The following is a 24,497-nucleotide window of genomic DNA, read 5'->3' on the forward strand; positions in this document are numbered from 1 at the left end:
CTTATAACCAAATTGAAAAGTAACATGAAAGGATGTTTAATGAGTGTTTCAGACAGACTTTTACTCAGAAAAAGAGCCATTATAGAAACGGTGAATGATGAACTTAAGAACATTGCACAAGTAGAGCACTCCAGACATAGATGCTTTGACAATTTCATCGTCAACTTATTAGGAGCCATTGCCGCCTATTGTCTGTTTCCAAAGAAGCCTTGTATTAATAATGTACAAAGGACTATGGACACACAGCTTGCATTGTTCTGAATTCGTCGAACTCACGTTATGTTATATAGGAAAGGTAATTGTAATATCGGGAACTTACATGAAAGAAAGATTATAGCATGAGGAAAGAAAACGTTAAAAGTATTTATAAACATCCCTTATATAAGTATAATTCCTTATCTTTGCTTATCATTTTGACACTTGATAAAGTTTAGAAATATGAAGAAGACTCTAATATTCTTATTCATGTGCCTTCCTTTGATGGCTATGGCACAAACAACTCTTACGCCAGAGCAGCAATTGGAACAGGCACAACGCCAATTAGAAGAAGCGAAAGCAGCTTTAGAAAAGGCGAAACAAAATGCGGCTAAAGCAAAGTCTGAAGCAGCTGAGAAGGCAAAAAAAGACGCTGAAGCCATACAACGAAAGATTGCTGAGACAAAAGCAGAAACCGAACGAGTAGCACGTGAGGCTGCGAAGATAAGAGAAGAAGCGAATAAGGACAGTAATAAGAAAGAGGGCACAACCACTGATCCAACAACAAAGAAAGAGGATAATTCTAATGCTTGGGTTGTACCTACTACTCCTGATAAAGCAGCAGTAAAGGCAAATAATAAAGTCGCAGACAGTAAGAACACAAATGATATTTATCTTCAACCAGGCATTGTTCCTGAAGTAAATGGACAAGTTATATGGACAGAAGATGTTAATGTTCCTGGTGCAACAGCAACTGAATTATATGATAAGGCATACGCTTACCTAACCAAACTCACAGAAGGAAGCAACCAATTAGAAGGTAGTAAGGTAGCATTGGTGAATAAGAATGAGCACAGTATCATCGCCACAATACGAGAGAAACTCATCTTTTCTTCTACATTTCTATCCCTCGACTATACACAATGTAACTATGTGCTACAAACAACATGTAAGGATGGATTAGCGACATTGAGTATGAGTAGAATCACATATAGTTATGATGTTCAGGGAAATGTAACCAATTATACAGCGGAGAAGTGGATTACTGACCACTATTCAATGAATAAGAAACAGACGCGTCTCCTTCCTGTATCTGGTAAGTTCCGCAAAGCTACTATCAACCGTAAAGATGGTATTTTCCAAGGATTCCGTGAAGCCCTACAATAAAAGGCTAACAGCACGGCTATTCCTCTTTTAATTAATAACAAGCAAATAACCAACAAATGGAAATACAAAATAGTACAGCACGAAGACCCGACCATCGCTTACACAGACAAGAACCCAAAGACCGCTTCTTACCGATTCGCCAGAAACTAAACATTATCTTTATGCTTGGTGCAATCGTGGGTGTAGCAGTTTACTTTTTAAGCGAATCAACCACAACAGGTATTATCATTATCCTTGCTGCGATGGTCTTTAAGATTATCGAATGCATACTTCGTTTTATCCGTTAATGAGAAGATACATATTATTAATTGTTCTTTCCATTGCTTCAACAATCGTTGCAATGGCACAGAACAATGACTACCGCCCCATAGACGATGGCACATTTGCTGCAGATGGATACCGAAAAGACCGCAATTTGGGTCGTTCCGATTCTATCCAAAGCCAGCATAAGGAGATTCCACGTGGCATGAAGGTATGGACAATAGATGAACGTTTCGGTGATCGCAAACCTGCTATCCCTGATACCTTATCTTATATGTTCATGAACAGAGGACTAAGCACAGGACTTCGAGGCGAATACAATACACTAGGGAACCTCGGTTCTCCACGGCAAAACAGAATCTTTATTGATAGAAAACTGCCTTCGGAATTCTTCTTCGTAGATCCGTATGATATGTTCATCGTGCAACCAGGGGACTTTCAATTTACCTCTACCCTCTCCCCGATTACTATTCTATCCTATAATACCGCTGGTAATAGAACCAACGGAGAAGATCGTTTTAAGGCACTCTTTGCTGTTAATGCTGGCAAAGAATGGGGTTTCGGATTCAAGTTTGATTACATCTATGGTCGTGGATATTATAGCAATCAAAGTACTTCCCACTTCAATTATTCGATGTGGGGAAGCTATTTAGGCGAACGTTATCAAGCTCATCTACTCCTTTCTCTCAATCATCAGAAGGTAACTGAGAATGGTGGTATCACAAACGATGCCTATATCACTCATCCAGAGTCTTTCAATGATTCATACAATGAGGATGAAATCCCTACAGTCCTAAAACAAAACTGGAATAGAAATGATAACCAGCATATCTTCTTCAACCATCGCTATAGTCTGGGATTCTTCCGCAAGATACCAATGACTGAGGAAGAGATTAAGGCAAAGAAGTTTGCCCTCAAATCACAACAAGCTCAAGCAGAGGCAAAAGCGAAGGAAAAGGCGCGCCGAATAGCAAAAGCAAATGGTGATACCTTTGATGAGGAAGCATACGACAAGGAACAACGTTCCTCTGGACGCCCTGATAATGCTGTCATTGCAGGCGATGTTGCACAGGTTAATCATAAAGCTGATAGTCTTAAAATGGGAAATCGTGAGGTGGTAAACCTAGAAGATTCCGCCCAGATGGCAAGATTAGATAAGGCCGATAAGGCAGTAAAAGACTCTACTTCTCAATGGATGAAGGAAGAATATGTCCCTGTGACGAGTTTTATTCATACAGCTAGATTCGATAATTATCGACGCATCTATCAGGCTTATGATACTCCAACAGATTACTATGCACAGAATTACTTTAGCTATGGAACAACTGCAAATGATTCTATTTACGACCGAACAAAGCATTGGTCCTTTAAGAATACATTTGCAGTAGCATTGCTTGAAGGATTCAATAAATGGGCAAAGGCAGGATTGAAAGCTTTTGTATCTTATGAGTTAAGACATTATGAATTACCTGCAATAACAGCAGCTACTCCGCCTGCCACGGCTTTCATCAATGGCTCACAGAAATGGAATCAACATGACATTTCTGTAGGAGGACAACTCCTCAAGGCGCAAGGAAAGACACTCCATTACGACATCAGTGCGGAGGCATGGCTGGTAGGAACTCGTGCCGGACAATTCCATCTTGACGGTCACGCAGACGTTGGATTCCCCTTATTCGGCGATACGATACAATTAGCGGCTACGGCTTTCTTGCATCGTTCGGCTCCTTCTTTCTATATGGAGCAGTTCTATGGCAAGCATTATTGGTGGAATAACAACCTTGATCAACAGATTCATTCACACATATTAGGCGAATTGTCACTACAACGTACACGCACAAAGGTACGTGTTGGCTATGATGTTTTAAAGAACTACACCTACTTCGGACTTCAGAATGATCGTGTTAGAAGTGGGGACAACTATCTCGTACAACACAACAATGTGAATGTTAGACAAGCAAGTAGTCCTATTAGTTTGCTTACCTTACAACTGCAACAGGACTTTCAACTAGGCATACTCAACTGGCAGAATGTACTGACATTGCAAAAGTCAAGCAAGGAAGACATTTTTCCAGTACCAACTTTCAATGCTTATAGTAATCTGTTCATCCGATTCAAGATTGCACGTGTGCTAAAATGTGACTTAGGTGTTGATATGCGCTACTTCACAAGCTATTATGCTCCAGAATATATTCCAGGAATGGGAACGTTCGGAATACAGGAAACGGCTGCAAGTAAGACTAAGATTGGTAATTATCCACTCTTAGATGCTTATGCTAACTTCCAATTACAACACACACGTTTCTACATAATGTTCACGCATCTCAATGAGGGAAATGGTGGAAATTATCTTTTCACACCGCATTATCCATTGAATCCACGTATTCTAAAATTCGGTATTAGTTGGAACTTCTTTAACTAAACAAACCTCATCGGGACTTTACCATCATTATAATAAATGATTTCAGAACGTGACAATATAAAAACTAATAGTCTATCTGCATGGATTCTAGCAGCTCGTCCAAAGACTTTGACGGGTGCTATTGTCCCTGTAATGATAGGAACAGCATGGGCTTGGAAGATTGGTGGAGCTGAAAACTTCCGTTTCCTCCCCGCCCTACTCTGTTTCCTTTTTGCCTTTTTAATGCAGATTGACTCTAATTTCATCAATGATTATTTCGATTGCGTAAAGGGAAGTGATGAAAAAGAGACGCGTCTTGGTCCTAAACGTGCCTGTACGGAAGGATGGATCACATTGCCAGCTATGCGCAAAGGATTGGTCGTTACCTCTCTACTCGCTAGTCTCGTTGGGCTTCCTCTCGTATTTTATGGCGGATGGCAAATGGTACTTGTTGGTGCAGCCTGCGTACTTTTCGCCTTCTTATACACCACCTTTTTTTCCTATCTAGGCTTGGGTGATGTACTTGTATTGGTATTTTTCGGTATCATTCCTGTCACCTTTACCACTTACGTTATCCTTCCATCCACGTTACAAGGCGTTTATCCTGAGGTAATTATGACAAGCATTGCTTGCGGATTGGTTATTGATACGCTCCTAATCGTCAATAACTATCGGGATAGAGATAACGACAAGAAGAGCGGAAAGATGACTCTAATTGTGAGAATCGGAGCAAAGAAAGCGGAAAAACTCTATAACTTTTTAGGTTTACTCGCTATCATTTTCACAATACAAGGACGCTTCAGCTCCGACAACAATGGGTGGAAAGCCTATGTAATTCCACTGATTATCTATATTCCTTATATCCTCTTGCACACCAAAACACAGCGGTATATGGTGCAAATCAAGCAAGGGCGGGAACTAAATAAGGTGCTGGCTCTCACGGCTCGGAATATCCTAATCTATGGAATACTAACCACAATCGTGGTGCTTATTTCATAATATTGCATCAGCCCCATAGCCATTCCCCCTCAATCTCACCCCATTTCTTCATTTTTTTAAATACAAACAATTCCCATGCAACAGCCCAATCTCGAAATAATGACATTTGTAGAACAGCAGATTCTACCCCGTTATAATGCGTTTGGAAGGAGTCATGGACTCGGACATGTGCAGCGAGTTATCAAAAACTCATTAGCATTAGCCGCCGCAACAGGCGCCGATGTCAACATGGTGTATGTCATTGCTGCCTATCACGACCTAGGAATGGAGGGACCTCGTGCTATCCATCACATCACAAGCGGCAAGATTCTTATGGCAGATGGAAGGCTCAAAAAGTGGTTTTCACCCGAGCAATTAAAGATAATGAAAGAGGCGGTTGAGGATCATCGTGCCAGTTGTTCACGCACGCCGAGGAGCATTTACGGGAAAATTGTGGCTGAAGCCGACCGTGATCTTGAGCCAGAAATCGTATTTTCACGTGCCATTCTCTACGGAATTGAGAATTATCCTGAGAAGAATGAGGAACAAATGTGGGAACGATTCCGCAATCACATGAAGGAGAAGTATAGTCGGACGGGCTATCTCAAACTATGGATTCCTGTATCACCGAATGCCAAAAATCTGGAAATAATACGTAAGACGATTGAAAACGAAACCATGTTACGCGATGTTTTCAATCGACTTTATCCACGAATATTAGCAAAAGATTAAATAACAATAAGCTAAATCAAACAATGACGAAAGAAGAATTAATGCGGAAGGCTATAGAGCTTTCCATCGAAAGTGTGCGCAATGGCGGTGGTCCCTTCGGTGCTATCATCGCACGTAAAGGTGAGATTATTGCAGAAGGAAGCAACGGTGTCACGATTTATAATGATCCAACGGCACATGCTGAAGTAACGGCTATCAGAAAAGCATGCGAGAAATTGGGCACTTTCGACCTCACAGGGTGCGAGATTTACACCTCCTGCGAACCATGTCCTATGTGCCTCGGCGCAATTTATTGGGCACATTTGGATAAGATCTACTATGCAAATGACCGAAAAGATGCTGCAGATATAGGTTTTGATGACGATTTTATCTATCAAGAGATAGAAGTAAAACCACAATATCGCAAGAAGCCTTCAGAGATTTTGATGCGTGAGGAAGGGCTCGAGGCATTCCGAATTTGGAATAAAAAGACGGATAAAATTGAATATTAAAATACTATTCCGAAGATTTCGATAGGTCTATCTCATCAGAAAGAGATAGGCAAAAAGATAGAAAAGGAGGTTATGACAGACTGTTCATAACCTCCATTTTATTGGAATATACTTTACAAACGAAATTTTCAATCTAGCATTTTAAATCGAAGAAATATCCCTTAAAATAGAAACGTATATACGTTTTTGGTAAAACGTACCTCCGTTTTTGGTGAAATGTACCTCCGTTTTTGGTAAAACGTACCTTCGTTTTTGGTAAAACGTACCTCCGTTTTTAGTGAAATGTACCTCCGTTTTTGGTAAAATGTACCTCCGTTTTTATGAAAATGTAGGTACATTTTGCTAAAAAAGTATAATACTTATGAGTAAATAGTAGGCTTGATTTCTATAAAACATTGATTCTCAACACCTTACATAAACATACAAAAAAGTTCTCATAATTCGCATATTTGAGTACAACTCTTATACTCGTCGAAAATAACGCAATTACAAGCTCGGAATTAGCAATATTCTATTACAAATTAAAGAAGCTAACAATCCTCCTTAATGTAGGGACAGACGCCCTCGTCTGTCCGCACAAATAAAACTCTCTACACCTCTTTAATTCATCTGCTAAGGCTACAAAAATAAAAAGATGTGCCTTCCGAAGCACATCTTTATCAATTTATTTCTTTGGCATCAACCCTTCAATATACCTGCAAAGGATGTTGATTCCCTTCACATTCTCACCACCTTGCGGAATAATCAGATTAGCATAACGCTTTGTTGGCTCGATAAACTGCTCGTGCATAGGCTTCAAAACCTCCAAATAACGCTCAACAACCATGGAAACAGTACGCCCACGATCGATTGTATCACGCTGAATATTACGGATAAGACGCTCATCAGAATCACAATCTACAAATATCTTTAGATCCATCATATCCCTCAATCGCTTATTGCTCAATGCCATAATCCCCTCAACAATAATGACAGGTTTCGGCTCTACGTGGATAGTTTCGGGTAAACGATTGCTGAGAATGTAGCTATAGGTAGGCTGCTCAATGGCTTTTCCTTCACGCAAATCGTTCACTTGCTTTATCAGTAACTTCCAATCGAAGGCATCAGGATGGTCAAAATTGATAGCTTTTCGCTCCTCATCGGTAAGTCCCGTCGTATCATTATAATAGGAATCCAATGGAACAACTGCCACGTAATGAGGAGGAAGACTCTCAACAATTTTCTTCACTACGGTGGTTTTTCCAGAACCTGTACCACCAGCAATGCCAATGATTGTAATCTTATCTTTCATCTTTTTTGATTTTATTTCCTTTTTTATTATCGGACAATCATTCATTGAATAATCCTATGTCCTTCAACATCTGTACATAATATTCAGATTTCTTCTCGACCTTCATCGGATAGGCGCGACTACTACTGGGTTCGCGATAGAGTTTGAGGGTTCGCCCTTCGAATGAAAACTCCTTATAGTCGCCCATCTTCATCTTACGAGCATCTATTTGATAATGATCTGTAAATACCTTTGTTGCTAATTGTCCTGCTGCCAATACAGCTTTACACTCTGGAAGGACTCGAAGCATATTATCAAGGTCGGCTGGTTCTACGATCTCCAAGTCCTTATCAGCCGCAGTTCCAGTCGTTCTTCGGATGCGTAATGCGGTATCGAAGATAGCAATTCCTTTCTCTTTCAGAAAGGCTTTCAGTAGTTCTAACTTATAAGTTTTGTTTTCCTCATCTACAAAATACTGCTTATCACCAAAGAATATATAACCAAATATGCGCCACATATCATTTGTGTAATTAGGATAATACCATTCCATACACCACCGCTTTGGGGCTGGTGGGAAAGTTCCTAACAATAATAACTTCGCATTACTCGGTAACCATGGCTCAAAAGGATGAGTTTCTATTTCCATTGTCTTATTATTATCAAATTAGACTAATTTGCCTTATTAGCCCTATTAGCCTTATTAGCCTAATAACCCTCTACAACTACTGCTGCTTAACAAAATAAGTCACCACTGGCAAGTGATCAGAATAACCATCCAACCAAACGCCACCAGCCGTAGTACGCTTTGTATTTCCCTTATATTTACCAGTTTCCTGGAAGAGATAATCCCGACGGAAGATCTGATTCTTCCAGAATTTCAACTGAGAGAAATCCTTTTTACCATCCTTATTTAATAGATTAGGCGTCATAATAATCTGATCAAAGAGATTCCATTTACCTTGATATTGCAACGTTCCTGTTCCCTCCTTTACTAAGAGATTGTACCATGGATTATACATATCATCAGCACCTACCTCATTAATTTCAGCTTTCGCAGATAGACACTCATGGATACTCTTATTCGTTGGATCATCATTCATATCACCCATTACCAATACTTTTACCTGTGGATCATCAAGAAGTAATGAATCTTTCAAAGCTTTCACCTGCTTCGCACCTAATTCTCGATAATAAGAAGCAGCCCCACGACTAGGAAGGTGACAAACGACAACCGTCAAATGTTCACCAGCTAAGGTTCCACTAACAGTAAGGAATCCACGAGTTGCACGTGTACTGTCCTGCGGAAGATCATAAACGTATGGAACTAACTTTGTGTTGCGAATAGTAAAAAGATTAGGGTTGTAGATTAAAGCGCAATCAATGCCACGATGATCAGGACCTTCTATATGCACAAACTTATAACCACGAGCAGCCAAAGCAGGCTGGGCTACTAGATCACGCATGACATGATTATTCTCAACCTCAGCTAAACCAACCACCGCACAGCCAACATTCGGTAGAACATCCGTTCCCATCTCTGCCAATACTGTTGACATGTTATGCAACTTATGGCTATATTTCATCTCATTCCAATGATAACTACCATTCGGAGTGAAATCATAATCGTTCTTTCCCTCATCATGGGTGCAATCAAACAGATTCTCTTGATTATAAAAACCAACGGCATAAACAGAAAACTTCTTCTGAGCAGAAGCTGATGTACCAACCAAAAGGGTACAAATAAGAGCGAATAGTAACTTTCTCATTCTCATTAAATGTTGTTGTTTATTATCAGTAGTGCATAATCCCATCTATGAACCAACTAATGGATGATGGAGTATTTACTTTTGCAAATGTCGCTAAATAATCCGACATTTAGGCATAATTGCCGAAAAATCAATCAAAAAACCTTTTCTTTTTAAAATTTATTTCGTTACTTTGCACTCAAAGTATAACATATATTAATGTAATCAACTATGCAGAAAAAGCTGACAATAGCTGTTTTAGCCCTTTGTAGTTCTTCTATTATGGTGGCACAAAACACTAAAACGGAAACGAACCAACAGGAACAAACAGCCAACGCTATGGACGAATCGGCGTTTACATTCACCGAAGCACAACTTGGTGAAGACAATGACATGAATGACAATGTCACGATTCTTAACTCAAATAGTAATGTTTATGCTTCTCAAGTAGGCTTTCTTTACTCTCCAATGCGCTTTCGTTATCGTGCATTGAACCAGAAGTACAACGACATCTACATCAATGGAGCACCGATGAATGACATGGAAAGTGGGCAGTTCCGCTATTCTATGGTTGGCGGTATCAACCAACAAACACGCAACGTTGACTTCGCTCTACCTTTTGAGAATAATAATTTCTCAATGACAGGATTAGCAGGAAGCAACAATTATGACTTCCGTGCAGGTTCTATGGCTGCTGGTCATCGTATCACTCTTTCTGGTGCTAACCGCAATTACACCCTCCGTGGTATGTACAACTATGCTTCTGGATTCAATGCCAAAGGCTGGGCTATCGCAGCAAGTATTGCTTATCGTTGGGCAAATCGTGGTTATGTTGAAGGCACATTCTATAACTCATTATCTTATTTCTTCGGCGTTCAGAAGAAATGGAACAATGGTCATTCATTAGCATTATCTACATGGGGTAATCCAACCGAGCGTGCTTCTCAAGGCGCAAGTACTGATGAGGCATATTGGCTTGCTAATGATTATCAGTATAATCCTTATTGGGGTTATCAAGAAGGGCGCAAGCGTAACAGCCGTGTTGTAAACGATTTCGCACCTTCTGCAATCCTTACTTGGGATTGGGATATCAATAAGAAGATGAAACTCACAACAAGTCTCTTCGCTAAGTACTCAATGTATAAGAGTACAAAGTTGAATTACAACAATAGTGATAATCCACAGCCAGATTATTGGAAGAACCTTCCAAGTAGTTACTTTGACGTATGGAATGAGAGCGATGTACGCTATCGTACATCACAGGCATACGCTGATTGGAAGACTGCTGTTGCATGGTGGGGCAACAAGGAGAATCGCCAGATTCAATGGGATCGTCTTTACTATGCTAATAGGCAAGCCGCTGCTAATGGACAAGATGCGCTCTATTATCTACAAGCAAAGCACATTGACAACCTAACAACAACACTCTCTTCAACTCTTACCAACCATATTGGTAAGAATAAGGTTCTTAATGTTGGCTTCGCACTTGGTCAGAACTTCGCGCGTCATTATCAGACAATGGAAGATTTATTAGGTGCTAAAAGCTTCCATAACGTAAATACTTACGCTATCGGAACATACGCTGCTAATGATCCGCGCATACAATATGACCTCAACACAATGGGTACAAGAGGCTTGGGAAATCTTGTTTATGAAGGTGATAAGTTCGGTTATGACTATAACATCAACGTACGTCGTGGTCAACTATGGGCTAGTTACAACGAAACCATTGGGAAGTTAAATTACATGGTAGCTGGTAGATTAGGCTATGATAACATGTATCGTAATGGTCACATGCGCAATGGTATGTTTGCAGATAACTCATACGGTAAGAGCAAGCATGCAGACTTCGTTTATGGTGGTTTGAAGACAAGTGCTACTCTTACCCTCGGTGGTGGTAATGCTCTTTCTTTAGGCTTAGGTTACGAACACCGCGCACCTAGTGCAAGCAGTGCTTTTGCATCACCAGAGATGAACAACGACTTCATTCTCAACCTTCACAACGAGCGGATCTTCTCCAGCGAATTGAGTTATCAGTACTCTGGCAGTTGGTTACATGCTAACCTTAGCGGTTATTACAACCACATGACACACGTAACTGAATGGCAGAACTTCTACTTCGATGATGCTAACTCATTTACTTATGTTAGCATGACAAACATGAAGAAAAACTATTATGGTATTGAGTTAGGACTCGATTTCAAACTTACTAGCTTCCTAAACTTCAAGGCTCTTGGTACATGGAGTGAGGGTAAGAACATCAACAACGCTGATGTTATCTACATGAACTCAACCAAGAGTACATATAATAAGGATGTTGTTTACAACAAGGGGATGCATGAGGCAAACACTCCTCTGAGTATTTATAGCGGAATCCTTAGCTTCCACAAAGCAGGTTGGTTCATCGACTTAAGTGGCAACTACTACGATCGCATCTATCTCTCATACGCTCCAAGTTTGCGTTATGGTAATACTCTACGCACAATGGGTACCGCACTCGGTGGTATGGATGCCGACGGAAACTATACACCATACGCACAAAGTGAGGGCAAAGGGGGATTCATGTTGGATGCTTCCATTGGAAAGAGTCTCTATTTGCCACATGGAAGTTTGTCTATCAACTTGATGATTACGAACCTCCTCAACAATCAGAAGATTGTTAGTGGTGGCTATGAGCAGAGCCGCAGTAACTATACTATCAATAGAGCAACTGGTGCTGCAACAACACGTGCTTACGACTTCTATCGCAACCCAAAGAAATATTATGTAAATGGTATCAATGGTATGCTGAACGTCGCATATAAATTCTAAAACTAAAGGACAGAAACGATTATGGTAAGATTTAAGTATTTAATGATGGCAGCTGTATGCGCTCTCTTCGCATCTTGCATGAACGATGGATATACTGACCCAGACGAGAATGCACCAGCTCCTTATGGTAATAACGAACTGACAGAGACGAATGTCATTACTATTGCACAGCTGAAGAATAACTTTGCAACTTACATTGCTACCGACTATCGTGATGGTCGCAGCTTTGCAAAAGTTGATAATGATGTAAAGATTAAGGCGATTGTTACTAGCTCTGATGTACAAGGCAATATCTATCAAGAACTAGCCTTGCAAGATGCAACAGGTGCTATCATTGTTGGTGTAGCACAGGGTGGACTCTATGGTTCACTACCTGTTGGTACAGAGATATTGGTTAGCTTGAAGGATCTTTATGTCGGTAACTATGGTAAACAGGCTCAAATCGGTGTACCATCGAAGAATGCAACAGGTGCAGATGTCATTGGACGAATTAGTCGTGCCGCTTGGGATCAACACTACAAGATTCTTTCAACAGGACATAAAGTTGAGCCTACCCTCTTTGCAACAGGTTCAACACCTACAACATGGAACCTTGATACAGACGGAGGTAAGCTCGGTGTAATCCGTAACGTTAGCTTCAAGAGTAGCAACAACGCAAAGGTAAAAGACACCTTCGCTGATGCAAATGGTGGTGCGGGTAGCGTAAGCTGGACATTGAATGAGCAGGACGGAAAAAAGGTAATTGTATATAATAGTAACTTTGCCGACTTTGCAAACGCTAAAGTTCCAACAGGTAAGGTGGATATCACAGGTATCATCAAGCGTTTCAACAACCAGTGGGAAATTATCATTCGCTCTTTGGATGATATTAAACCAGCAGAAAGAGTTGATCCATTTGCAGGACTTCCTGGTACTGGTGATGGCACTCTTGCTAATCCTATTGATGTAACCCGTGCCTTAGCTTACATTGCTTCTGGTCATGCCGATGCAACAGAGTACTATATAAAAGGTAAGATATCTTTAGTCAACAGTGTTGATACAGGCACTTATGGTAATGCCGAATATTACATATCAAATGACGGCACAACCAGCAATCACCTTATGGTATTCCGTGGCTATTGGTTGAATGGTGCTAAATTCACCACAGCAACAGCCTCACAGCTTACTGTTGGTAAGACTGTTGTTATCCTCGGTAAGTTGAAAGACTATAATGGTACACCTGAGGTTGACCAACGTAGTAAGATTATCTCAATTAATTAACAAGCAAAAGTAACAATACACAAGATGAAAAAGATTATTTATTCAATGATGGCATTAGCTATCTCTGCCACAGTTTTCACCAGTTGCGAGGATGTACCTTCGCCATATAACATGACGTTCGATAATGATAATGTTACACCTACCCCACAACCGAAGACCGACCTCAACACAGAGGCTACCGCCTGGACGGTTGCAGAAGCTGTGCAAAAGATACAGGCAGGACAAACCTCTAATGGTGAGGCCTACGTAAAGGGTATCATCTCTGCCATAACTTACTATGATCAGAACCATAAGAGCCTTACTTATTATATCTCTGATAATGGTACAGACAAGACGCTTCAGATTTTCTCTGGTAAAGGTGTAAATGGTGCAGACTTTGCAGCTAAGACTGACTTACAAGTTGGTCAGACTGTAGTTGTTAAGGGTAATCTCAAAGAATACACCAATAAACAAGGACAAAAAGTTATGGAGATGGAAAAGGGTAGTAGGATTATCACCATCGGTAGTTCTACTACTCCACAACCATCAACAGCAGTCCTTACTGCAAAATTTGCAACAGGTGAAGACAATTTCACAATCAATAATATCAACCTGCCTTCAGACCTCACTTTCGTTTGGATGTACGATGCTACAAACAAATACATGAAGGCTTCTGCATTTAAGAGTTCACACAACTACGCTGCTCAAAGCCGTCTTGTTTCTCCTAAATTCAGTCTTGCAGGTAAGACAACTGCTACACTTTCATTCAAGCATGCAGCTCGTTTCTTTGCCAACGCAGCCAATGAGTTCAAGGTACAAGTCTCTACTGATGGTACAACATGGCATGATCTATCCGTTTCAGCTTATCCAACAGGAGCTGACTGGAAGTTTATCGATGCTACATGTGATCTCACAGCTTATACTGGTCAATCAACCGTTTACATCGGATTCCTCTACACCAGCACAGCAACAAAGGCTGGTTCATGGGAGATCAAGGACGTAGAGGTGAAGTAAAAAACAATATGAAATATTTGGCAGGGTGCAGAATTATTCGTAATTTTGCACCCTGTTGAGTATTGACTCCCAGAGCTTATTTAGGAGGAAGACAAAGACAAGACACATTATTAACAATTAGATAATAACAAAATGAAACAAGGTATTCATCCAGAAAACTATCGCCCCGTCGTATTCAAAGATATGTCCAACGGCGATATGTTCCTTTCAAGATCTACATGCAAGACTACAGATACAGTAGAGTTTGAAGGCGAAACTTACCCAGTGGTAAAAGTCGAAATCTCAAGTACCTCTCACCCATTCTATACTGGTAAGAGCAAACTTGTCGATACAGCAGGTCGCGTAGACCGCTTCATGAGCCGTTACGGTAAGTTGAAGAAGTAATCGATAAATATCTTTCGATTTAAAGACATATAAAGTGCGAACAAACGTAGTTGCATATACGTTTGCTCGCACTTTTGCATTTGAGACAATCATCTTTTCTAACTTATTTTACCCTCCTAACACAAGATAATGAACAGGATATTATTAAGCACAAGTACATTCTTTCTCTCATTGCTGGCTCTATCTACTTTCTCTTCATGCAGCAAGGACGATAGCAACTCCAATGGTACTGGCAAAGCAAAAGCTGTCGTTAATAACGCAAACTCAAACTTAAAGGATATTCGACCAGCAACACATCGCCTTGAATTTCCAAGGCTAAAGGGCGGAAGCAGCACTATTCTCACACATAAACTTAACACTGGAGAGATAAACTATAGCGTGGAATGGGACATTATAAAGAAGTCGAACAGATGGACCTGTTATGAGATTTATGCGAGAAACGTTGAGAAGAACGTACCCAGGAAGCCATACACCGATCCGAATCAGTATCCCTTTGACCCACTCTTCCCTGCTAATGCCTTCTTTACTTACGATCCTTATCGCGGTTCAGGCTACGATCATGGACATCTATGCCCCTCGGAAGATAGGAGATACTCAAGGGAATCGAACGACCAGACATTCTATCTTAGCAACATGCAACCTCAAGTTCATGGCTTCAATGCTGGCGTTTGGGAGACGATGGAAAGCAAGATGAGAACATATATCACTGCTGCCAAAATCTCAAAAGATACACTCTTCATCTGTCGTGGTGGTACGATTGATAAGGCAGGACAATTCATGACGATTAGAAGTAATTTCATCGTCCCTAAATACTTCTTCTCAGCTGCCCTGATGAAGTATAAGGTGTACGGACAAGATAAGTGGGAATACAAGGCTATCGGCTTCTGGTTTGAGCACAAAAGTAATTCTGACAGGTCGCTTAAACCTTATGTTGTCAATATCAATGAGCTTGAGCAACTCACCGGTATAGACTTCTTCTGCAATCTACCAGACGACATTGAGCGAAAGGTAGAAAGCCTATCAAAGGCGCAAATCATAAACCTCTGGAACATACGATAGGTACTTCCTGCTCAAGAGAACGGACTTTACAGACCTGTTTAATAACAGGTCTGCCCAAACATTCTCACCCGTTTGCGAATTCGTTTACCACCTGTTCCAGCATTATTTATCACCCGTTCCCCATTTCTTTCTGACGTGTTGCGCATCATTTACACACGCAGATAAAGTTAGTTTCATCGTGATGAGACACAAATTTCATCGTGAAGAGACACTCGTTTCATCATGATGAGACACTGGTTTCATCACGATGAAACTAATAAAAGATGCGCATAAAAAAGATGCAAGACGCATGGAAAAGGAACAGAAGGCAAGGGAGAAAGAATGCGGAAACCTATTAGACAAAGAGCGCGAACAGGGTTCAAGATGTTATTATGTTAGGTATAAATGATGCGGAGACAGTATGATGTTTTTACGAAGCAATATCCCTTAAGATCAGAAACATTATTATCTTGATTCTTAAAGGACATAAAAACGGAGGCTATGATTAGTATTTTTCAGAATTTATAAGTACCTTTGCCATGTAGCAAGAGGTGTAAGAGAAAGCTAGCCAAAGCTATGCTATTACGCACACTACCAATATTATAAGAGAAGAATACTGAATGAAAGAATTTATCATATCTGAAGTAAAAACAGAGACTGCTATATTAGTGGGACTCATCACAAAGGAGCAAGACGAAACCAAGACGAAGGAGTATCTTGACGAGCTAGAGTTCCTTGCTGATACCGCAGGCGCTGTTACCGTTAAACGATTCACACAGAGAGTGAATGGTCCGAGTGCTGTTACTTACGTTGGTAAGGGTAAGCTCGAAGAAATCAAAGAATATATCAAGCAGAAAGAGGACGATGAAGAGCCAATTGGTATGGTTATCTTTGACGACGAGCTATCAGCCAAGCAAATGCGCAATATAGAGCAGGAACTCGGCGTAAAGATTCTAGACCGCACCTCACTTATTCTCGATATCTTCGCTATGCGTGCGCAAACTGCTAATGCGAAGACACAGGTTGAATTGGCACAATATCGTTATATGTTACCTCGCCTACAACGTCTATGGACACACTTGGAGCGTCAGGGTGGCGGCTCTGGCTCTGGCGGTGGTAAGGGATCAGTAGGTTTGCGTGGTCCTGGTGAGACTCAGTTGGAGATGGACCGCCGTATCATCCTTCAGCGAATGTCTCTCTTAAAGCAGCGACTAGTCGAAATAGATAAACAGAAGACAACCCAACGTAAGAACCGCGGGCGTCTGATTCGTGTAGCACTAGTCGGTTATACGAATGTGGGCAAGTCAACCACTATGAATCTGCTCGCCAAGAGTGAGGTGTTTGCCGAGAATAAGCTCTTTGCTACCTTAGACACAACCGTGCGTAAAGTGGTTGTAGAGAATCTTCCCTTCTTGCTTGCTGATACCGTTGGATTCATCCGCAAACTCCCCACAGACTTGGTTGATTCGTTTAAATCGACGCTTGACGAGGTGAGAGAGGCTGACTTACTTTTACATGTTGTGGATATTTCTCACCCTGATTTCGAAGAGCAGATACAGGTTGTAAATCAAACGCTCACCGAACTAGGATGTGCTGATAAGCCCTCTATGATTATCTTCAATAAGATTGATAACTATCACTGGATAGAAAAGGAAGAGGACGATCTCACGCCGGCAACTAAGGAGAACATTACCTTAGATGAGCTTAAGAAGACATGGATGGCTAAGGAGCATGATCAGTGTTTATTCATTTCTGCAAAGAAGAAGGAGAACATTGATGAGTTCAAGGAAGTGCTTTACAAAAAAGTGCGTGAGTTGCATGTGCAGAAGTATCCCTACAATGACTTCCTTTATAACATCGAAGAAGAATAAATATTATTGGGCTAATAAGGCTAATTGGGCTAATAAGGCAGGCTAACAACAACAACTAAAAGAAAAAGATATGCAATATCGTTCCCTAACACCTGAAGAGATAGACATACTAGAGAAGAATAGCTGCTGGGCAGAGGATTGGACTCGTGTGAAGGTCGCAGAGGAAGACTTTCAAGCAAAGTTCTTCCATCGTGTAATGTTCTATGGTAATATCCGTTTAGGCAAATGCCAAAAGGATATTGAAATAGCAAAGAACTTCGTTAAGCACTCGGGTATCAACGATGCCACCTTACGTAATGTCACCGTTGGCGACAACTGTCTGATTGAGAAGATCGGGAACTATATTAACAATTACACCATAGGTGATGGCTGCCTTATCTCCAATGTTTCAGTTATGGAGACCACGGAGGGGGCAACCTACGGAGAGGGTAATCTAATTGCTGTGCTCAATGAGGTTGGTGATGGAAACGTGATACTATTCCATGACTTGAACAGTCAGTTTGCGGCATTCATGGTCAAGCATTTCAATGATAAAGATCTCAAGAATGCAATACGCAGGCTTGTCTCTGAAGAGATAGCACGCACCAACCCTGACCGCGGTACCATCGGTAATAACGTGAAGATCATCAATACACGTGAGATAACAAACACGGTTATCCAAGATGATTGCGAGATATCAGGTGCTAGCCGATTGAGTGATTGCACAATACTTAGTTCAGAGAATGCTAGTGTATTCATTGGTACTGGTGTCATCTGTGAGAACTCGATTATATCAGATGGATCAAGTATTGTGAATAGCGTAAAGATGCAAGATTGTTTCGTTGGTGAGGCTTGCCAGATAACTAATGGTTTCACCGCCTCACAAAGTGTGTTCTTTGCTAATTCATTCATGGCAAACGGCGAGGCTTGTGCTGCCTTCTGCGGTCCTTTCTGCGCATCGCATCACAAGAGCTCACTACTCATCGGTGGTATGTTCTCCTTCTATAATGCAGGTTCAGGAACCAACTTCTCTAACCATGCGTATAAGATGGGACCAATGCACTGGGGAATATTGGAACGTGGTACGAAGAATGCCAGTGGTAGCTACCTGTTAATGCCAGCTACGATAGGAACATTCTCTGTATGCTTTGGTAAATTAATGCACCACCCTAACACAACAGCTCTTCCCTTCTCTTATCTTATTGCAGAGGCCGACAAGATGTTCCTTGTGCCTGGTCGTAACATAACAACAGTAGGACTTTATCGTGACATACGCAAGTGGCCTAAACGTGATATGCGTCCGCAACAGTCACAGAAGAGTATTGTCAACTTCGATTGGCTGTCACCTTTCTCTGTTGGTGAGATATTAAGAGGAAAGAAGATATTGGAAAGTCTGCGTCAAGCGAGTGGTGATAACGTATCAGCATACAACTATCACGAATACACCATCAATGCTTCCAGCCTGCGTAAGGGTATCAAATACTACGATATAGCCTTGCGCATCTACATGGGTGCAGTGCTCAAGCGTGCACATAAGTGGGGCTTCTTTGGTAAACCAGAGACTGGAGTCGGTACAGGTAAATGGAATGACTTATCAGGCTTATTACTTCCTGAATCAGAAGAGATGCGCCTTATCAGTGATATTAAGGATGGTACGCTTGAAACCATACAAGATGTTATTGAACGCTTTACGGAAATCAACGAGAACTATCGAGTATATCAATGGGCATGGACTTATCGCATGATTCTTGAATATTATGGAATCAAGGAGATTACTGCAGAAGACGATGAACGTATCAAGAAGGATTACGTGGAAGCACGTCGTGCATGGATTGCCGAAATTAGGAAAGATGCTCAAAAGGAGTTTGATATGGGCGATGTGGAGCCAGAAGTATTTGAGTCTTTCGTCAATAGCCTTGATCATGAGATTGACTTTGAGAATTGATAACCAACCTTATATTCAACAACTAAACTATTATGGTATGAGAAAGTATTTCCTTAATCAAATCTACATGAAGGGGATTTGTGTGGGAGCAATGCTTCTACTAACAACCCTTGTGGGACATGCACAACGTTACAACTACGAGAGTGTGCCAAATGACCCCATGCAAACGCGTATCTATACGCTGAAAAACGGACTGAAGATTTACTTATCAGTAAACAAGGAGAAGCCACGTGTGCAAACTTACATTGCCGTTCGAACGGGGTCACGTAATGACCCAAAGGAGACAACTGGTTTGGCTCACTACCTGGAACACCTTATGTTCAAAGGTACTACCCACTTCGGCACATCCAACGCCGAAGCAGAACGTCCTTATCTAGATTCTATTGAAGCACGATTCGAACAATATCGTCACATCACTGACCCAGTAGCACGCAAGAAGTGGTATCATCAGATTGATTCCATCTCTCAACTAGCTGCTCGTTATAATATTCCTAACGAGTACGATAAGATGATGACTGCTATTGGAAGTTCTGGGACAAATGCCTACACATCGAACGATGTCACTTGTTATGTTGAGAATATCCCTTCAAATGAGATTGACACATGGGCAAAGATAGAAGGTGACAGATTCCAGAACATGGTAATTCGTGGTTTCCACACAGAGCTTGAAGCTGTGTACGAGGAGTATAACATTGGACTGGCAAGTGACTGGCGCAAGATGTATGCAGCTTTGTTTGCAAAGTTGTTCCCTACACATCCTTATGGAACACAAACAACGATTGGACTTGGAGAGCACTTAAAGAACCCTTCAATTGTCAATATTAAGAATTACTTCCACAAGTATTATGTTCCTAACAATATTGCTATCTGTTTATCTGGCGACTTGAATCCAGACGAGACAGTGGCAACTATTGATAAGTATTTCGGTAATTGGAAGCCAAGTGCACATATAGATGTACCACAATATGCTGCTCAACATGCAATCACAGCGCCTATCGACACAACTGTTATAGGTAAGGAAGCTCCTATGTTCTTCATGGGTTGGCGTGCTGACGCTAGTAACTCTCAACAGATTGATACCCTAGAAGTAATTGGAGAGTTACTATCGAATGGCAAAGCAGGTTTATTCGACTTAGACCTCAATCAAAAGATGAAGGTACAAGAGGTCGGTGCTGGTGTTGCTGATATGAACGATTACTCTGTATTCTATCTCTATGGTCAATCTAAGAAAGGACAAACATTACCAGAAGTTCGTAGTTTGGCATTAGATGAGATTGAGAAGTTAAAGAAAGGACAATTCTCTGACGATTTACTTCCTTCGATCATCAATAACTATAAAAGACATTATTACACACAGCTCGATAACAATCAGTTCCGAGCAAAGCAGTTTGTTGATGCATTCATCAACCACAAGAACTGGAAACAGGAAGTAGAAAAGATTAGTCGTATATCTAAACTAACAAAGACTGACATCGTTAGGTTTGCTAACCGCTTCTTTGGTAATGACTTTGCGTGTGTTTACAAAGAGCAAGGCAATGACACTACTATTAAAAAGGTGGAAAAACCAGCCATCACTCCTATCCCTACTAACAACGATAAGCATAGTGCGTTCTTGGAAGAGATTGTAAACACAAAGGCAACTCCTATTCAACCTCAGTTCGTTGATTATAAGCGTGACCTGACAAAGGCGACAACAAAGAAGGGCTTGCCTATCCTTTATAAGCAGGACACATCTAACGATCTCTTCACGCTGTGCTTTGTTCTTCCTTTCGGTGACGAACACGATCCAAAGCTCGCTTATGCAGCTGAATATCTTGAGTATCTTGGAACTAATAAGCTCACAAACGAGCAGATAAAGCAACAGTTCTATAAGCTAGCATGCGACTATAGGATCTCTGAAAGGAATGACCGTACATATATCACACTCAATGGTCTGAACTCAAATATGCCACAAGCTCTTGCATTATTAAACGATTTACTTAATAATGCAAAGGTGGATAGGCAGGCTTATAACCTCTATGTTGAACAGGTTTTGAAATCACGCAGTGATAATAAAGCTAATCAGCAACAGAACTTTGCTGCTCTGAGAAACTATGCAACGTATGGAGAATACAACCCAACCCGTAATGTTCTTAGTGAACAAGCTCTTAGAGCAATGAATCCACAAGAACTACTAAATATGTTGAAAGGGTTGAAGAACTATAAGCAGACAGTTCTCTACTATGGACCATCAAGTCTAAAGGCTATTGATGAACTTGTTAGTAAAACCATTCAATCACCTAAGAAGTTTGCAGAAGTTCCTGCTGCTAAACGTTACGTAGAACAGACAACACCAAAGAATGAGGTGATTATTGCTCCGTATGAGGCAAAGAATATCTATATGGTACAGCTTCATAACGAGAATCAAGATTGGACACCTGAACGTGCCCCAATCATTGCTCTCTTCAACGAATACTTCGGTGGTAGCATGAATGCTATCGTCTTCCAAGAGTTGCGCGAAGCACGTGGACTTGCTTACTCTGCCTATGCACAATATGATACACCTTATCGTTTAGGTGATAAGGAGAGTTTCTACACCTATATTATTACACAGAACGATAAGATGATGGATTGTGTACACGAGTTTAACAAGCTCCTTGATGAGATGCCAGTGCGTCAAGCAGGTTTCGATCTAGCAAAACAAAGTTTGATGAAGAGCTTGGCGTCTGCACGTACCACAAAGTACTCTATCCTCACCTCTTACCTTGCTGCACAACGATTAGGACTTGATACCTCGTTAGGCGAAGTTATTTACAAAGCTCTTCCAGCACTACAACTGAAAGATGTAATCGACTTTGAGAAGAAGTATGTAGCTAATAAACCGTTTAAGTACATCATTCTTGGTGATGAGAAAGAGCTTGATATGAAGGGGCTTGAGAAGATTGCACCTATCAAGAAGGTTACTACAGAAGAAATCTTCGGATATTAGAACAAGGTAAAAGCGAATAAACAAGAAACATACAAAAACATAATAACAAACAAATAGAAAACGCCGCTGTGCCTTATACAACACAGGCACAGCGGGAAAACAAAACATTATGGCAGAATTCAAATATGCACCAATGTTTCAATTGGGCAAGGATGACACCGAGTACAGACTAATCTCTAAAGAGGGAATTAGTGTAGGTGAGTTTGAAGGTAAAGAGATCCTTAAAGTAAGTAAAGAAGCGTTGACGCTCCTAGCACAAGAAGCTTTCCACGATTGTGAGTTTACGCTCCGTCGTGCGCACAATGAGCAAGTTGCGAAGATTCTAACTGACCCAGAGGCTTCAGAGAACGATAAGTATGTTGCTCTCCAATTCCTCCGCAATGCTGAGACGGCAGTTAAGGGTGTATTACCTTTCTGTCAGGATACGGGTACGGCTATCATTCATGGTGAAAAGGGACAGCAAGTTTGGACTGGTTTCGAGGATGAGGAAGCGCTCTCACGTGGTGTATTCAATACTTTCACAGAGGAGAACCTTCGTTACTCACAGAACGCTCCTCTTAACATGTATGATGAAGTAAACACAAAGTGTAACCTCCCTGCACAAATTGATATCGAGGCTGTTGAAGGTGCAGAATATCGATTTGTAATGGTTGCCAAAGGTGGTGGTTCTGCTAATAAGACCTACTTCTACCCAATGACAAAGGCTACCATCCAAAACGAGGGAACGTTGATTCCATTCCTCGTAGAGAAGATGAAGAGCCTAGGTACTGCTGCTTGTCCTCCTTACCACATCTGCTTTGTTATTGGTGGAACATCTGCTGAGAAGAATCTACTGACAGTTAAACTCGGTAGTATTAAGTACTATGATAATCTACCAACTACAGGTGATGAGACAGGTCGTGCTTTCCGTGACATCGACCTAGAAGCTAAACTCCTAGACGAGGCACACAAGATCGGGCTTGGTGCGCAGTTCGGTGGTAAGTACCTAGCACATGATGTCCGTGTCATCCGCTTGCCACGCCATGGTGCAAGTTGCCCCATAGGTATGGGCGTAAGCTGTTCTGCTGACCGCAACATCAAGGCTAAGATTAACAAAGATGGTATCTGGTTAGAGAAGATGGATACTAATCCAAGTGAGTTAATACCAGAGGAGTATCGCAAGCCAGGAGAGGGCGCAAAGGGCATTGAGATTGATCTTGATAAGGGTATCGATGCTGTACGTGCGGAATTAACAAAGTATCCTGTATCTACACGCGTCAATCTAAAGGGAACTATCATCGTAGCACGCGACATAGCACATGCTAAGTTGAAGGCTCGTTTAGATACAGGTGAAGACTTACCTCAGTACTTCAAGGATCACCCAATCTTCTATGCTGGTCCTGCTAAGACACCTGCAGGTTATCCTTGTGGTTCAATGGGACCAACAACAGCTAACCGAATGGATCCATACGTAGATGAGTTCCAGAGTCATGGTGGCTCACTCGTTATGTTGGCGAAAGGTAATCGTACGCAAGTTGTTACCGATGCATGTAAGAAGCATGGTGGATTCTATCTCGGTACGATTGGTGGTGTAGCAGCTGTCCTTTCTCAAAGTAGCATTAAGAGCATTGAGTGCGTAGAATATCCAGAGCTTGGTATGGAAGCTATCTGGAAGATTACAGTTGAAGACTTCCCTGCTTTCATCCTTGTCGACGATAAGGGACATGATTTCTTTAAGGAATTAAAGCCATGGACTGGTTGCAGTTGCAATAAATAAAGAATAAGAGTACATAAAACTAAAACTCTTTATCACACAATTACCGTCTCTATCCCCAGCAAACAGTACTTTCTACTCCCCTCTCCGTTCGGAGAGGGGGCGGGGGTGAGGCTTTTTCTTTTGTTTTTATTTGGCTAGTTAATTTATTCTTCTTACCTTTGCCGCCGTGAAAGAATTAGCAATGACATATCAAGGCAATGACGTACTGCAAAGAATTATTCGATTCTTTGCATCTTTTTGCACTTTATCTTT

General features: G+C 41.2%; 19 protein-coding genes. 16 read left to right on the top strand and 3 right to left on the bottom strand.

Annotation, left to right across the window (positions count from 1 at the left end; translation table 11 throughout):
- The 7 genes from D464_RS0103690 to D464_RS0103720 all read left to right on the top strand — a co-directional run.
- Nucleotides 1-261 (top strand): transposase (locus D464_RS0103690; protein ID WP_018909992.1); only part of this gene is annotated, 261 nt, incomplete at its 5' end.
- A 177-nt stretch (nt 262-438) separates the two neighbouring features.
- On the top strand, nt 439-1,362 hold the full coding sequence (locus D464_RS0103695; RefSeq protein WP_018910195.1) for a DUF4468 domain-containing protein: 924 nt from the start codon (nt 439-441) through the stop codon (nt 1,360-1,362).
- Between the two features lie 56 nt (nt 1,363-1,418).
- Nucleotides 1,419-1,649 carry a hypothetical protein gene (locus tag D464_RS0103700; protein ID WP_004384480.1) on the top strand — a complete coding sequence of 77 codons (231 nt, stop codon included), beginning with the start codon at nt 1,419-1,421 and terminating at the stop codon, nt 1,647-1,649.
- Nucleotides 1,649-4,045, top strand: a complete 2,397-nt coding sequence (locus tag D464_RS0103705; protein ID WP_018910196.1) for a putative porin — start codon at nt 1,649-1,651, stop codon at nt 4,043-4,045. The genes D464_RS0103700 and D464_RS0103705 overlap by 1 nt, the downstream gene beginning before the upstream one ends.
- A 36-nt stretch (nt 4,046-4,081) precedes the next feature.
- Nucleotides 4,082-5,023: a 1,4-dihydroxy-2-naphthoate octaprenyltransferase gene (gene menA / locus D464_RS0103710; RefSeq protein WP_018910197.1), complete on the top strand. Its 942-nt coding sequence runs from the start codon at nt 4,082-4,084 to the stop codon at nt 5,021-5,023.
- A gap of 75 nt (nt 5,024-5,098) precedes the next feature.
- Nucleotides 5,099-5,734, top strand: coding sequence for an HD domain-containing protein (locus tag D464_RS0103715; RefSeq protein WP_018910198.1), 636 nt, complete (start codon nt 5,099-5,101; stop codon nt 5,732-5,734).
- Nucleotides 5,735-5,757: 23 nt separating this feature from the next.
- Nucleotides 5,758-6,225, top strand: a complete 468-nt coding sequence (locus D464_RS0103720; RefSeq protein WP_004384476.1) for a nucleoside deaminase — start codon at nt 5,758-5,760, stop codon at nt 6,223-6,225.
- Between the two features lie 664 nt (nt 6,226-6,889).
- Here the strand turns inward: D464_RS0103720 and udk are convergent.
- The 3 genes from udk to D464_RS0103735 all read right to left on the bottom strand — a co-directional run bounded on the left by udk (nt 6,890) and on the right by D464_RS0103735 (nt 9,261).
- The gene (gene udk / locus D464_RS0103725; RefSeq protein ID WP_018910199.1) at nt 6,890-7,516 is read right to left on the bottom strand and encodes a uridine kinase; all 627 of its coding nucleotides are present in this window, start codon (nt 7,514-7,516) and stop codon (nt 6,890-6,892) included.
- 37 nt (nt 7,517-7,553) lie between these two features.
- Nucleotides 7,554-8,141 (bottom strand): uracil-DNA glycosylase family protein, encoded by a 588-nt coding sequence (locus tag D464_RS0103730; RefSeq protein ID WP_018910200.1) that lies wholly within the window; start codon nt 8,139-8,141, stop codon nt 7,554-7,556.
- A 76-nt stretch (nt 8,142-8,217) separates the two neighbouring features.
- Nucleotides 8,218-9,261: an endonuclease/exonuclease/phosphatase family protein gene (locus tag D464_RS0103735; RefSeq protein ID WP_018910201.1), complete on the bottom strand. Its 1,044-nt coding sequence runs from the start codon at nt 9,259-9,261 to the stop codon at nt 8,218-8,220.
- A 210-nt stretch (nt 9,262-9,471) separates the two neighbouring features.
- Here D464_RS0103735 and D464_RS0103740 point away from each other — a divergent pair, with 210 nt between their 5' ends.
- The 9 genes from D464_RS0103740 (at nt 9,472) to D464_RS0103785 (ending at nt 24,245) form a co-directional block, all read left to right on the top strand.
- A complete protein-coding gene (locus tag D464_RS0103740; RefSeq protein ID WP_018910202.1) occupies nt 9,472-12,051 on the top strand; it encodes a TonB-dependent receptor in 2,580 nt (859 codons plus the stop codon).
- A 21-nt stretch (nt 12,052-12,072) separates the two neighbouring features.
- Complete coding sequence (locus D464_RS0103745) at nt 12,073-13,311, top strand: DUF5689 domain-containing protein (RefSeq protein WP_018910203.1); 1,239 nt, start codon at nt 12,073-12,075, stop codon at nt 13,309-13,311.
- A 24-nt stretch (nt 13,312-13,335) separates the two neighbouring features.
- The gene (locus tag D464_RS0103750; protein WP_018910204.1) at nt 13,336-14,304 is read left to right on the top strand and encodes a choice-of-anchor J domain-containing protein; all 969 of its coding nucleotides are present in this window, start codon (nt 13,336-13,338) and stop codon (nt 14,302-14,304) included.
- A 132-nt stretch (nt 14,305-14,436) separates the two neighbouring features.
- Nucleotides 14,437-14,688, top strand: a complete 252-nt coding sequence (locus D464_RS0103755) for a type B 50S ribosomal protein L31 (RefSeq protein ID WP_004384468.1) — start codon at nt 14,437-14,439, stop codon at nt 14,686-14,688.
- 129 nt (nt 14,689-14,817) lie between these two features.
- Nucleotides 14,818-15,747 carry a DNA/RNA non-specific endonuclease gene (locus D464_RS0103760; protein ID WP_018910205.1) on the top strand — a complete coding sequence of 310 codons (930 nt, stop codon included), beginning with the start codon at nt 14,818-14,820 and terminating at the stop codon, nt 15,745-15,747.
- Between the two features lie 599 nt (nt 15,748-16,346).
- On the top strand, nt 16,347-17,597 hold the full coding sequence (gene hflX / locus D464_RS0103770) for a GTPase HflX (protein WP_018910207.1): 1,251 nt from the start codon (nt 16,347-16,349) through the stop codon (nt 17,595-17,597).
- Between the two features lie 70 nt (nt 17,598-17,667).
- Nucleotides 17,668-19,521 carry a DUF4954 family protein gene (locus D464_RS0103775; RefSeq protein ID WP_018910208.1) on the top strand — a complete coding sequence of 618 codons (1,854 nt, stop codon included), beginning with the start codon at nt 17,668-17,670 and terminating at the stop codon, nt 19,519-19,521.
- Nucleotides 19,522-19,558: 37 nt separating this feature from the next.
- Nucleotides 19,559-22,489 carry a M16 family metallopeptidase gene (locus D464_RS0103780; RefSeq protein WP_024985935.1) on the top strand — a complete coding sequence of 977 codons (2,931 nt, stop codon included), beginning with the start codon at nt 19,559-19,561 and terminating at the stop codon, nt 22,487-22,489.
- 109 nt (nt 22,490-22,598) lie between these two features.
- Nucleotides 22,599-24,245 carry a fumarate hydratase gene (locus D464_RS0103785; protein ID WP_018910210.1) on the top strand — a complete coding sequence of 549 codons (1,647 nt, stop codon included), beginning with the start codon at nt 22,599-22,601 and terminating at the stop codon, nt 24,243-24,245.
- The last annotated feature ends 252 nt before the right edge of the window (nt 24,246-24,497 follow it).

This window comes from Prevotella veroralis DSM 19559 = JCM 6290, assembly GCF_000377625.1.
GTDB lineage: Bacteria > Bacteroidota > Bacteroidia > Bacteroidales > Bacteroidaceae > Prevotella > Prevotella veroralis.